Raw genomic sequence first — 13,863 nt, 5'->3', positions numbered from 1 at the left:
TATCTCGCTAATCAAAAATCCAACTCTCTCAACCAGGGTCAATATTCAATTTATTATTATTAAATGCAACAAGTACTATAAATTGTACACTTTACGACCCTACACAGCGGTCTTTCACCAGTGATTCTATAAGCAGACTGCAACATCCGTACCAAATAAAAAACCAGTATTCTTAACTAAAGTTAATATTCAAAATCGAAAAGATTATTATGCTAATAACGGCGCTATTATCAGCTTGATAATTAACTTGAAGCGAAAAACATTAAGACAGATCTCATTATGAGATTGTGAAACAATTGTAAGTAAAAACAATTTATCTCAACTTTTTAATCCAAGTTTTTTACACATCCTGTGAAAATTTGGTGGAGCGAGGCCAAGTTTTCGCGCTGCCTCTGCATCCGACGAAGAATGTTTTCGGATAAATTCAAAATATTTTTTTCTGAAGACGCATTCCATTTCTCGCAGCGAAGAAACATTTTCGGAATCCTGAAATACTATTGTGTCGCTTCCGGCATTCGGAGATAATGGGTGGAGAGATAATACTTCTTCAATAATTTTCGAGGTGATAATATTTTCTTCTCGCAGCAAAAGTCTTTGCACGACATTTTCGAGCTCTCTGACATTGCCTGGCCAGTCATATTTCTTCAAGACATCAAAAGCAGCCTCTTCTGTGCTTGGAGTCGATTTAATCATATCAATACTCATTTTGCGCATAAAGTGCTCCCACAGAACGAGAATATCCTCGGGTCTCTCCTTCAGTGGAGATATATGCAGAGGTACAACATGTAACCTAAAAAAAAGATCTTCCCGAAATCTCCCTGCTGCAATTTCTTGCTGTAACATTTTATTCGTTGCAGCAATAATACGAACATCAACTTTCACCTTTTCCCCTACCCTCCCAATCTTTTCGATTTCACCATCCTGGATGACTCTTAGCAATTTTACCTGCGCGGCCAGAGGAAGTTCTGCAACTTCGTCAAGAAAGATCGTGCCATGATTCGCTTGTTCAAAAAGCCCGCGCTTATTTGCGTTTGCTCCTGTGAACGCACCCTTCTCATAACCAAAGAGTTCGCTTTCTATTAACTCATCCGGAATACTGCCACAATTAATAGGAACAAAATTTTCCAACTTTCTCTTGCTTTCATAATGAATATTGATCGCAACTAATTCCTTACCGGTACCTGATGCCCCGGAAATCAGTACTGTCGCATCAGTCACAGCTAATTGTTTTATTTGCGCTCGAATTTTCTGGATTTGTTCTGAAACCCCGAGGATTTTTGTACGTGACAGCATTCCTTCGACATTATGGAGCAGTTTCTTTTCAGATCGCGACTTTTCTCTCTCAAGTTTTTTTCTTTGATAGGCATTGAAAATACTTAGAATGAAGTCGGTGGGCTGATAAATATAATTTTCAATATCACTGGGATATTTGGTGCAATACCAAAATGCTCCTGCTTGAAGAAGTCGATTCGCAAAATCAAAGTCTGTGATATTCACAGTCATCTTTGTAATAACGATGATTTGATGTAAAGGCGCTATTCGCTTAATCGCCCTAATCAGTAATTCTCCCATAGTACCACCGGCAATCTGAAGATCCATAATCACAACATCATAGCGTTCAGTGTGATGCTCGAGCAGCTCTAAAGCTGAATCACCATTTGAGACTACATCTCGAATTTCTATTTGATGCTCGAATGGTTTGAGTGTACTTCGTACTCTGCGAACATCAAATTCTTCATCTTCAATGAGTAAGACTTGTATACGTTCATCAGTTGACATGGTATTTCTTTTCCTGTTTACTTAATGCGGTACGATAAATGTAAATTTACATCCTCCTGTTGGAAGATTTTCTGCATCGATTCTCCATCCAAAACGCTGTGTCGCGAGTTCATATGCAATATAACAGCCATATCCTGAGTGTTCTTTACCCGGTACAGTACTGGAGGTTACTTGTTCCTGGAATATTTTCTTGACACCACTCCCATCACTCTCTAAAAGATTAGGATGAATTCCTGTTCCATTATCTGCAATGGTGATAGTCGATTGTCTCAGAGAAGGATTGAATTCCGTCTTGATTGTGACAACTTTGTTCTCGACTCCAGCATGATCCACGCTATTCTGGATAATGGGTTCAATGACCTCCCAAATGACATATTCATTGATGGCGACTTCAGGCATCAAAGGATCAAGCTGGAGTTCAAACTTTGTTCTTGGCCGGTTATCCGACACTCGTTGAAAAATATTATTTACGATAAATTGAATGCCCTCATTCACGTTAGTTTGAAACAGCGGACTTCGAATTGTCTGGATAGGCGGATCATACCATTTCATATCATAGATCACGCGTGCAATGAAACTGGCATATTTGCCGATGCGGTTCTTAATAATGTTGATATTTTCAATTGATAAATTTCGCAAGTCCTCTTTAATAAATCCAACAATTTTTTCGGCTTTGTGATGTGTATGATAGATCCGCTTGGTGAAAAGCATTTCCTTCTGATGATTGATTTGTTCTGCCAAGTGAAGTTTCTGTTCTTCAAATAACAACCGCTGTACTTCATTCCGCTCGGTAAGAGTCCGCGTTGATATATAGAACATTGCAAGCAATCCTACAATGATGAGGGCAGAATATACCAATGCCGTCTGACTGTAGTTCTTCGACATTTCCTCGGTAAGAAACATAAGATCGGGAGTTGTTTTCATATAGACGGCACCGACAAATTCCCCTCTCGGAACGAACGGAATAAACACATGGAATATTTGTTCCCGCTCAACAATAGTGTAGGTCTGTTCTATTTTGCGAAGTGTATCTTGAACCGATTGAAACAATCGGATTGCCTCGGCGTGAGTGCTATCAGAACTTTGAATCTTTTTGTCCACTCCAAACAAATAATCGAACAATTGTTTACCATCGTCGATAGCAATGATAGTGTTCCCATGAGGGATCAGGATTGATACGCTTTGAACATTCTTGTCTAATAATTGCTGACTAAATATGATGTTAAAATCCTTGATGATTTTCCGTTCTTCGCTATCAGAAAGTTTTGCCTTCGAACCTTTCGATTCTAAAAGCATTTCAATGGAAGTGGTGGTCAGATTGGCGATACGTTCTGCAGCATCCTGCTGATACCATTGCTGGGATTTGACAAATACTTTTCCAAGCGAATTCTGATTCATGAAGAGAACAACAATCTGAAAAGCAATCAATACTAATGCGATGACTGTAATGTGACGGATTTCAATCCGATACTTATGATATCTTTCCCGTAGCCGTCTAGGATTTTTCAGTCTTATTATCATTTGATCAGCACTTCGTTGGAACGAATCAGTTCATCGGTGCGAGCAAGAGCTTCATCTACCGAAATTTCTTGTTTGATAGCAAGATTTGCAAAATGAGAAATAATATCCGAGAACTTAGTGTACTCGACAAGCGCAGGGCGATAGAATCCACGACGGAGCAATCGATGAAGAAAGATTAATTCTTTATGATTACGCAAGAACACACTATCTTCATAGATAGAATTAATGGCTGGTAAATACCCGGTGCGTTCGAATATCATTCGTTGAATCGGCTCGCTTTGAAAGAATCGTATAAATTCAGCTGCTTCCGCTTTTTTAGTTGAAGACTTTGACACCATTAAATTCCACCCGCCTATAACGGAGGTTGATGGTCTTCCTTCGAAATGAGGCAAAGGTGCTTTGGCAATGTATCTGAGTTTTGCCGTATCACGATAAGAAGTGCGAAAGTTTTGTACAAAGTCGGGCCAGCTGTGAACAAAAACAGCATCGTGATCAAGCATATATGTATTACATAAAAACTCATCGAAGTCTGCAACTTCTAGGGGGGTTGTCCCATTTTTCACAAAGTCCACCATCATCTGAAGAGATTTTTTTGCAGGCAGCGAGAGAGTAGGAAAGGTATTTGCTTTCAAAAAACCCGGATCATAACCAACTGCCAACTCAAGAAAAGTACATACTAACCCTTCGAAGTCTTTTGCCGAGAATAAAAAAAAGGGTTTATTCATATACCCTAACCGCTTGCGCAAATGTGCCATTTCTTCCCATGTTATTGATTCCTGGAGCCGTTTCTCAATCACCGCTGCGTCCGGCAGTCTGCGAATAATATCCCAACGATAATACATAAGACCTACATCGAGGTACATCGGCATCGCGACAAGTGTTCCTTCGAAAACACACGACCGCATCGCATTACTTAATAACCTTGCCTTCTCTTCGGCGGAAAAATAAGAATCCAATGGCTCACACCATTTTGCAAAACGTGGCACCCAAATCAAATCGACAGCAAAGATATCGAGTTTTTCACTTTTACTACGGAGTGAACGCGTAAGCATCTCTTTCCGTTCGTTCGTACTGAATTTTGAAAACGGCAAATTAACGGGAATGACTTCAATCTTCCCTTTGTACAATCGATTAAACTCATCAATGGCGAACTGATGTGATGGAGAAATATTATCAGCATAGTACAATTTGACCGGCTGATTTTTCTCTCCAACTTTAAAAAAATCAAGCAGTGTCGGATACCAACCTATGCCGATGATGACTGAAACAATAATGAAGACTGAAACATAAACATATCGTTTTTGCATAAGGAGATTTTGATGATAGATGGAACAATGCTTATATCAATCTAAGGCGCAATTCATAGACTTACAAGTGTTATGGTTTATTTTGTATGTTACTCTTCATACGCAATTATCTCAATCCTCGCTCCTCTCACCATGATAAAATATCAGTAATTTTTACTTCACGCGCGCAATCGAATTTGAGTCTACAAAAATTATTAGCCAGTATGAGCAATACTATGAACGGGTCCTCGCCGGCAAGTAACTTCTGAGAAGTAACCAAAGCTGGGATGGAGTTTGACTCCCGACCTCATTTAATTGTTGTCATTCTGTGCGAAGCGAAGAATGTCATTGTTATCTTATATTCAGATATTTCTTTATATAAAATTCATTTATACTTTGATGCTCATAATTATTATTTGACAAGTTGCATTTTCATACTCTTCGCATTGGTGTATTTACCATGTTCATCGATCACAGTCAAGCGGGCTATGTAGAGACCGCTTGCAAGATGACTGCCAGAAAACTGAGCCTCATATCTTCCGGTGTCCTTGTAACCATCAACCAATGTTGCTACTTCTCTTCCCAATGCGTCGTAAACTTTCAAATTGATATAGCCAGAAACTGGTATTTGATACTGAATCACTGTTGCCGGATTAAACGGATTGGGATAATTTTGGTATAGTTCGAACTTCGAGGGTTGTTGACTGTTGATATCAATAACACCAAGCGGAGTACCCGCAAGTTCCGTATCCATCCAATTCAGCCGATCATTGATCCAGCTCTTTAGAAATGTTATTTCTTCTGGGTATGTTTTAAAATAATATTTATTCGGCCAGACATACGACCCTAGAATTGGCCACTTAACGAAATTTCTTTTCTGTGCTTCATCGATATGCGCAGCAAGTGAATCAACGATTCCAAAAATTTTTAATTTTGTAAATTGACTTGATCGTAATTCAATCCAGCGATTTTTCGCATTACTCATAAATGTCGAATCATAGAACAAACGTTTCCACCAAGCGGGGACTGCGAAATAATCCCCCGTATTTGTTTTTGCGTAAGACATCCACCATTCCTCAGTCAGCCATGCGTTATAATAATCACAGTTGCCCAATGAATTAGTAAAATCCCATGATGGACCGATATTCAACTTGCCTCCCTTGCTGTCCTTATCTTTAAACATATATGCACTTAACCTGTACGCATCGACATTCTTTGCTAGTTCATTAACAAGCATATAATCGATGGCGGAACTGATATCGAGATATTTCGGATATCCGTTGACCGAATCAGCGTACTTCGCACCGTTCATTGTCGTTTCAAATGATTTGATAAAATTCTGAATATACGTTTTCTGTTCCGGGCGAATATTTTCGGATTTTGGATACGTGTATTGATATAATATTTTCGTGGTTGGAATCGATGGAAATGGTAGGACCTGCGAATACCAACCGACCACGGAAGGATTGTCTCCAGGATCGAGTTTATCCATTCTTATTATATATCCTCCCGTGAGCGCATCTCCTGTTGTATCGGTGGAATCGAGCTTCGATATGTTCACTCTCATTTTTCCCTGTTTCACTTTTTCGAATAGAATATAAATGCCCATATATTCGCCATTCAGGATGAGCTCACAATAACACGTCCTGGTTGCATATTTGCCAGCGTTGCGCGAGAGTGTATATGCGAGAACATCCCGCATCAACGTTTTATCATTATAAGCAGCATACAAAATCCAATCATTATCGGCGGGGAAACCGAGAAGTGAGACATCTAAATTTTCTCCAACCGAATTTCGTGTTTCGACACCATATTGTTTTTTGGGAAACATCTGCGAACTCGAACCTCGTATTTCAATCCCAATTTTACCGTTATAGTCATAGGCTGTATCCGTGACAGTGTTGCGTTTCCCTTCACCATTATAAATAATTTTCATATCTGCTTCTATCTTCGGGTTATCAAGAATTACACCACCATGTGTATTAATTACGATGATCGGCAGATTCGAGGATGAAAAGGTAACAGAGTTTGCGACATATGAGTCATCTGGTCGAATAGAAGAATTACTTTGCGCTTTGAGAGAATCAGGATTCATTAAGAATAGTATTAATGAAAGTAAAACAAAAATAAGGAATGGTCTTACTATTGAAGTATTCATTGTGTGTGTAATTCCGATATCAGTATACTATGGTTACAAATTGAAATTTCACTTATATAAAATATTGAGAAATGATTAGTGGGAAGCAATAAGTTTTAGATAAAACTAATATGATACAGATTGATGCCGTTTTATATCACGGTCATTTTTTTTAAAATAACATGGAATAAGCAGTTTTGTGAGAGTTCTAAATCAGGGAGGCGTTCCCATTAAATCTACATCCTGAACTGAGTAAACACTTCATCCACATATAGTCGAACCAACAACTGGGCTGATCAGGCGGGTTTCAAATTTGCGTATTTTAAAATGAGATTCTTCGTTCCACAACTATCAAACTGCACGACAGCTTTCTGAGCATCCCCTTTTCCACTTACAACCATAACGCGTCCGCAGCCAAATATTTCGTGTTTCACAATTGCGCCGCGTTTGACTTCGAAATGTTCCTGTGATTCAGATTCATAGTCCGGCATGACGTCACTAAAAAGCGCCGCTTCCTGTTTCTTCTTCTGATGTGCCAGTTGCCGCGTCGCAGATGCCGGCTTATCGAACTCAAGCAATGATGCAGCCGCGCGCTGACGCTGAGCTTTCATTCCTACACGCTCTATATTTTCTGTCCCCAACTCATGAAGAAATCGTGATTCGCTTGGATACGTGACGTCGCCAAATCTGTACCGGAGATTGGTATGAGTGATGTACAACTTTTGTTCTGCCCTTGTAATCCCGACATAAAATAACCGCCGTTCTTCCTCCACATCTGAAGATTCGATGGTGCTGGAATAAAACGGTAAAAGCCCTTCCTCCAATCCAGCGATCATTACTACAGGAAATTCCAATCCCTTTGACGCATGCAGCGTCATCAATGTAACGGCATTGTGTTCGCCTTCCCATGTGTCGATATCAGAAACGAGCGCTACTTCTTCAAGAAACGACTCGAGCGTGCCATCTGGTTTATCATTGCTGAATTCAGAAATTGCCGAGAGTAATTCCTGTACATTCTCCCACCGTCCCATCGACTCAGCCGTGCGTTCCTCTTTAAAGATCGATAGAATTCCCAGTTCATCCACGAGAGAACGCGACCATTCGCTGAACGTCATCTGCGGACGTAATGAGTGGTACTTATCAATAATTGCGCTGAATTCTGACAAGCTGTTTTTTGCTCGATCCGTCAGATCTCTTACTTCATCAAGTCGTTTTAATGTATCAAATAACGTGAGCGAGTGTTCCGATGCAAATCTCTGCAGATGTTCGATCGTCACGTCACCTATTCCGCGTGCGGGATAATTAATGATGCGCAACAGACTTACTTCGTCCGTAGGATTTGCAAGCAGGCGCAAGTACGCAAGCACATCTTTAATTTCTTTGCGTTCGTAGAACCGCGTGCCGCCGATAATTTCATAGGGAATCGCATTTTTTCTAAATGCTTCTTCCAGTGCACGCGATTGTGCGTTTGTTCGATACAGCACAGCAAAATCTTTCAGGTCGAGTTTACGCCTGTGACTTTCCTGCTGGATGGCACGGACAATTTGACTTCCCTCATCATGGTCATCTGCGCATTGCACAATCGTTACCGGTTCGCCCGCAGGATTTGAAGTCCACAATTTTTTCTTCAACCGTTCTTTGTTACAATGAATGAGCTCATCTGCCACCGATATGATCGATTTTGTAGACCGATAATTTTGTTCTAATCTAAAAAGCTGGCAGCCGGGATAATCTTTTTGAAAATCTAAAATGTTGCGGATATCTGCGCCGCGGAAGGAATAAATACTTTGAGCATCGTCTCCCACGACCGCAATATTCTTCAGCATATTGCCGAGCAGCCGGATAACCTGGTATTGTGCTCGATTCGTATCTTGAAATTCATCCACTAAAATAAACTTGAAGCGATACTGATATTTTTCAAGCACTTCTTTCTTCTTCTCGAAGAGTTCAATTGGTTTTACCAGGAGGTCGTCAAAATCCATAGCGTTGCTGCGCTCAAGCGTTTTTTGATACTCCAAATATACCAGTGCTGCCTTTTCATCGAAGAGTTCGTGTACAGTGTCAGCGAACTTACGTGGCGAGAGATATTGATTTTTCGCATTACTAATGCGCGAGCGAATCGCTAAAGGATTGAACTGCTGAGTCGGCAGGTTCAGTTTCTCCATTACTTTTTTTATGGTACTGAGCGAATCATCAGAGTCATAGATCGTGAAGGACGGCGTGAACTTCAAATGCATGCATTCTTTGCGGAGAATACGAGCAAACATAGAATGAAATGTACCCATCCAAAGATTTCCCGCATCATCACCCACCAGCTTCATGATACGATTCTTCATCTCCTTTGCCGCTTTGTTCGTAAACGTAAGCGCAAGAATTTGATGTGCCGGCACACCGCATGCCATCAGGTATGCAATGCGGTACGTCAGGACGCGTGTTTTACCGCTGCCTGCGCCGGCGATGATCATCACCGGACCATTGGCGGCTTTCACTGCCTCTGCTTGAACAGGATTGAGATCGTTGAGAAATTTCATCATACAAGTACTTTCGTAAGATGAAATGGTAAGAAATATTTGCTCGGAGGGCAAGAAGAAGTCGATTTCTTCTTTACGTATTCCTACAGAAAAATAAATTTTGAAGTGCTGATTTCAGATTGAAGATGACAGAATGAAGAGTATTGAAATTGAGATTGTAATCACTCATGCCACACACCTACTCCCTCATTTCAAAATCATACCGGCAATGCGCCTTCGAGCCGTAAAAGAAATTCTTTCGTTTTCAAACCAGCAGCATACCCTACAAGCTTAGAATTCGATCCGATGACGCGATGACATGGCACAACAATGGGAAGCGGATTGGCCCCGTTTGCTTTTCCTACTGCTTGAAAGCCACGCTGAACGCCGACACGTTTCGCAAGTTCTTTATATGAAATCATTTTCCCATAGCGAATTCGTTTTAACTCACACCACACACGGCGCTGAAATTCAGTTCCCACCGGGTCGAGCCGGCTGTGGAACTTCACAAGCCGCCGGTCAAAATAGCGATTCAATTCATCGATGATCTGACGATTCTTGGTCGATGTTTCGACGAGTTCAGCACCATCGAATTTCTTTTGCAGCCATACGAGAAATTCTTTTTTTGTCTGAGCCGGAATACTAATTTTACATACACCCGATTTTGTTGAAGCAATATGAATGGTGCCGATTTTTGAATTAAACGACGAATAGTAGATTTTTTCCATGTTCTCTCACTGTCCTAAAAAAACAGGTCCAACGTCTCATCAAATTTCATTTTCATTCTTTCGTATGCGAAATCGATTTGTTGTTGAATTGCATTTCGAGAAATGCTCCCGGGCTGAAGCCGGAAAAAGTATAACGAAAAGGTATTTGAAAGGCAAGAGGTCTCTTGATTCTTTCGACTCCTTCTTGAGAATAGTCCTTGACAGTAATTAGAAAAACGCTCTCGCTTCCATGCGCGCAAAATGGATCGGCAGTCCTCCTCCTTCCTTCCGTCCATTGTAATTGAGTGACAATTGCAGGTTCGCAGTGATGCGGTACTCGAATGTCAACTGCCAAAGATAACTTTGTCCTACTGCTTTACCGAGAGTGAATTCATAGGGCAATGATGCATTGGGATCGGTGATATTTGTCAACGACACTTCTTCCCGCTTGAGTTCCGCACGTAACTGTCCGACGCCAGGAAATGACTGCACCATCCTCATTCCCTCTTCATTTATATCTGCTGTTGCATTCTTTCCACCGAAATGATTAACCACTTCCGTGACGCCGAAATTGAAGCCGGATTCCCAATTCATCGTCGGCCGATAAGAAAAATCGGAAAGCAGTGCATTGGAAACCAGTTCTCGTTCTTCCGACGAGTGCGCGGATGCTGTCATTCGATCAATTTTGCTAACAAAGTCTGTCTGGTTACTGATCTCTTGCACAAGTTGCGATCGGATCCGTACGGATCGTTCCTCCTGAAAGGTTTTTTCTATTGACGAGACAAGTTGTGTTAATCCATATCGCTCGTTGTAACGAAACCGAAATGAGAGATCGGAATTGTTCTCAAAGAGAAACACATCCTGCGTGAATTGCTGTGCACCAGCGAGCGTCGTTTGATCGTTCAGAAAATGCGAGAAATTAAGCAAGTATATTTGTTTGGTATCCGTATCCTTACTTCTCTCATCTACGCGTACATATGTTTCGGTTGAAATTGCCCGCAGAGCTTTTCTGAGCCACGTGGATGCAACCGGAATCAAACGTGCCGGTTGCAGTCGTAAACGCACGCTCGTTTTAAGATCTGCGACAGGATAAAGCTGGTCGCTCGGAATATAGACAACGATATAATCACCATCGAAACGCGTGAGTTCAAAATCATTTTCATCAACAACTCCGTTGTTATTCACATCACCAATGTATTTGTAATTTCCGCTCCCCTTTGTTACGCGAATAAATAGCCGCTCCAGGCGCGCAGAACGTTGGTTGGAAAACTCATAGTAGAGATCAGTTTCAACAGCACGCTGCAGAGGAGTGTAACGTGTTTGGGAGCGAACCAGAACGCCGTCAGAATTAGAATTCCCACGGTGCTTGAATTCATCAGTAAACTCTACAGTGCGAATGCTTAAGGTGAGCGAACTTGATAAAGATTGCCATCCGTTCAACTGCCAATTGTAAAGTTGCGTCAGAGATCGTGATGCACGGCTTATACTTCCGTCAGCAGTGCTGTCTTCCGTACGTATTTGATACTCGGCAGAGGCAGTCATTCTCCAGAATTCGGCAGTGGAAAGGCGCGGGGCAATTTCGAGAAAGCGAAAACTGCCTTGACGCATTGAATCTTGTCCGCTCGGTGCAGCAATGCGTTCTTCCATTTCTATGCGAATGCTGGGGCGCCATTTTGCAATTTCATATTCCACTGTTCCGCGCTGACGAGTCCAGTGCGATTCATCTTGCAAGAGTGTGTTGCTTGTGTTGATTCTTTCGATTTGGTATTGAGCGTTCGGTAAACTTGAGTCTGCAATTCCAAGATTGATTTGCGTTCTGCTGGAATGCACTTCTCCCGAACGATTCAGCACACCATACGACACAGCGCTGTTCACACTCCGTGTCGGAAGATACGCCAGAGAGAATTCCTGAATTTCTTCATTGGCAACGGCTGCTTCGCTGAGATTCCATTTCCTGTTGAACTCCACTTCATTTGCACGATCCAGCGGAACGAAGCGCCGGTCTACAAATCGATCGGAGATATGTGCATCCACTTCCCCTACATTCTTTCCACCTAGAAGCAGTCGTTTCGGATTATAGTGAGCGGTAAACGTGAACGCACCGCCTTGAAGACTGCTCCTCTCTTGGCTGGCAAATCTATTTTGATTGAAATTGCTCATTGCATATTCACCGGAAACAGAAAAATCCGATGAGAGAGCAACTTGACCGTTCACTTCAAAAATTTGATGAAGCTGCGGCATGGGCAAAAATTGGAGAGGGAGATAACTTCCTTGGCCGATTCCGGCAAAACGAAATTGTCCGGCAGCAACACGTACGTATCCGGCAGATGTATCGGGCACCAAATCTACAGGCGAAAAACTTGCCGAAAAGAATGCGAGCGAATCTCCCGGTGCATAGATAAGTATCGGATAATGTATACCGTTCACAAGTGTATCGTGCAAAATATATTGCCCCTTGCCGCTATCCGCTCTCATGATTCCAGAGACCGATGCCGTCATCCGATCTGCACCGCTTTGCCGAAGGATGGCGCGAGTTGTATCGTTGAGCGCTACATCGATAGGAGAATCCGGATCATCCGCCTCTTGTACAAATGATGCATTCAATGTTAATCCATTGCTGAATATTTTTCCGCTTATCGTACCTGCAATAAGATTTCGAATAAATTGTTGATCGGTGTATTCAAAATCGATTACAATCCGCGACGCATTCGTAATCAATCGACGGCTCGAGAATGTCACCTCTCCGCTGGAATAATCGATAGTATAATCATTCACATCTCCGCGCGTCATCAACTCGCCGTTTAAATAGACACGTTCACTTCCTGCGATGACAATCAAACGATTTTCACCGTTTGCTCCCGTAAGACGGTACGGACCTTGCACACTTTCCATTCCTTGAAATTGATTTGTTGTATACTTGCCCCGCGCTGTCGCCCCGGTAAATGACACTGATCCATCGACATCAGAGCCTGCAATCCGTTCGAATGAAGCAACCCCGCGCGCACCTTGCAATTTGCGATTCAACCTTCCAAACTCACCTCCTTCCTTTTGATCAATCTGTAAATTGAAATCTCCTAGTGTAGCAGAATAGTGAGGATGTTTTATTTCAACATACACTTTATCAACCTCGCGAAGCGTTTGTGTAGTCCCTTCAGGTTGAATCGGTGAGTTCTCATCTGTCAGCGCTGCCGTTACGTCAACATCCTGAGCAAGTTTGCCTGCAAGCTGCATGCGGAAGCCGGAATTCAACGATAGGTCACGATTAGAACCGACAGAAAAACCACGGACAATCGATCCGCTTTTTTGGAAACCCGGACCAAATAAATCTTCCGAGAGTAACCCGCGTGATGGCTGTGAGATAAGCGTTGTATTACCACCATCAGAATCCCGTCGTATTTCTAATTGCCGGAGTGCATATTCCCGTTTGAAGTTGATCGGAAGCGTGCGGAACGTGACTGTCATCCTGTGTGGAATTGAATCGGAAACAATTCGTTTGAGTTGAACTGAAGAAAATAGAATATGACCGTAGCGATAATCTATTTGATAATCACGCAAACGTAGTAAATGTGCTGTTGAATCGATAAGAATGCGCTCACTTCCTTCAATAATAAATTCTTTTGGAAGTTGATAGATTGTATCAATCGTGTTGAGTATAATCGTATGGGAATGGATACCAGAATACGTAACCGTTCCGGAAGACTGCGCGGAAAGACGGGCTGAATGAAACAACAAGACAAGAATGGTGATAGAAAGCAAATACTTCATTGAGTGCGTAGAGGATATTCCTGAAAAAAGATTTGTCTCAATATCTCATAATTTCCTCCTAAACGCACTATATCGACTTATTCCGGTTAACCATGAATATGGTTATTGCAAGATAACGAAGAGAATGAATTGTTACAACTTCTTTATAGAAAGAGATT

At 41.8% G+C, this 13,863-nt stretch carries 7 protein-coding genes; all 7 read right to left on the bottom strand.

What is annotated here, in order from left to right; translation table 11 throughout:
• Window positions 1–318: 318 nt before the first annotated feature.
• Window positions 319–1,779, bottom strand: coding sequence for a sigma-54 dependent transcriptional regulator (locus NTX44_10595; protein ID MCX6122047.1), 1,461 nt, complete (start codon window positions 1,777–1,779; stop codon window positions 319–321).
• Between the two features lie 21 nt (window positions 1,780–1,800).
• Complete coding sequence (locus NTX44_10590) at window positions 1,801–3,300, bottom strand: ATP-binding protein (GenBank protein MCX6122046.1); 1,500 nt, start codon at window positions 3,298–3,300, stop codon at window positions 1,801–1,803.
• Window positions 3,297–4,607: an extracellular solute-binding protein gene (locus NTX44_10585; GenBank protein ID MCX6122045.1), complete on the bottom strand. Its 1,311-nt coding sequence runs from the start codon at window positions 4,605–4,607 to the stop codon at window positions 3,297–3,299. Before NTX44_10585 ends, NTX44_10590 begins: the two co-directional genes overlap by 4 nt.
• A 391-nt stretch (window positions 4,608–4,998) precedes the next feature.
• The gene (locus tag NTX44_10580) at window positions 4,999–6,744 is read right to left on the bottom strand and encodes a CotH kinase family protein (protein MCX6122044.1); all 1,746 of its coding nucleotides are present in this window, start codon (window positions 6,742–6,744) and stop codon (window positions 4,999–5,001) included.
• 275 nt (window positions 6,745–7,019) lie between these two features.
• Window positions 7,020–9,257, bottom strand: coding sequence for a UvrD-helicase domain-containing protein (locus tag NTX44_10575; GenBank protein MCX6122043.1), 2,238 nt, complete (start codon window positions 9,255–9,257; stop codon window positions 7,020–7,022).
• A 194-nt stretch (window positions 9,258–9,451) separates the two neighbouring features.
• Complete coding sequence (locus NTX44_10570) at window positions 9,452–9,961, bottom strand: methylated-DNA--[protein]-cysteine S-methyltransferase (GenBank protein ID MCX6122042.1); 510 nt, start codon at window positions 9,959–9,961, stop codon at window positions 9,452–9,454.
• A gap of 207 nt (window positions 9,962–10,168) precedes the next feature.
• Complete coding sequence (locus tag NTX44_10565) at window positions 10,169–13,705, bottom strand: hypothetical protein (protein MCX6122041.1); 3,537 nt, start codon at window positions 13,703–13,705, stop codon at window positions 10,169–10,171.
• Window positions 13,706–13,863 lie beyond the last annotated feature (158 nt).

The sequence above is a fragment of the Ignavibacteriales bacterium genome (assembly GCA_026390575.1).
In the GTDB taxonomy this organism is placed as follows: Bacteria; Bacteroidota; Ignavibacteria; order UBA10030; family UBA10030; genus Fen-1298.
This window is presented reverse-complemented; position numbering and strand designations above follow the sequence as displayed.

Bases quoted from the DNA above. Each gene is read 5' to 3' on its own strand.
- NTX44_10575 (MCX6122043.1), bottom strand. From the start codon at position 9,257: ATGATGAAATTTCTCAACGATCTCAATCCTGTTCAAGCAGAGGCAGTG.
- NTX44_10570 (MCX6122042.1), bottom strand. From the start codon at position 9,961: ATGGAAAAAATCTACTATTCGTCGTTTAATTCAAAAATCGGCACCATT.
- NTX44_10595 (MCX6122047.1), bottom strand. From the start codon at position 1,779: ATGTCAACTGATGAACGTATACAAGTCTTACTCATTGAAGATGAAGAA.
- NTX44_10590 (MCX6122046.1), bottom strand. From the start codon at position 3,300: ATGATAATAAGACTGAAAAATCCTAGACGGCTACGGGAAAGATATCAT.
- NTX44_10565 (MCX6122041.1), bottom strand. From the start codon at position 13,705: ATGAAGTATTTGCTTTCTATCACCATTCTTGTCTTGTTGTTTCATTCA.
- NTX44_10585 (MCX6122045.1), bottom strand. From the start codon at position 4,607: ATGCAAAAACGATATGTTTATGTTTCAGTCTTCATTATTGTTTCAGTC.
- NTX44_10580 (MCX6122044.1), bottom strand. From the start codon at position 6,744: ATGAATACTTCAATAGTAAGACCATTCCTTATTTTTGTTTTACTTTCA.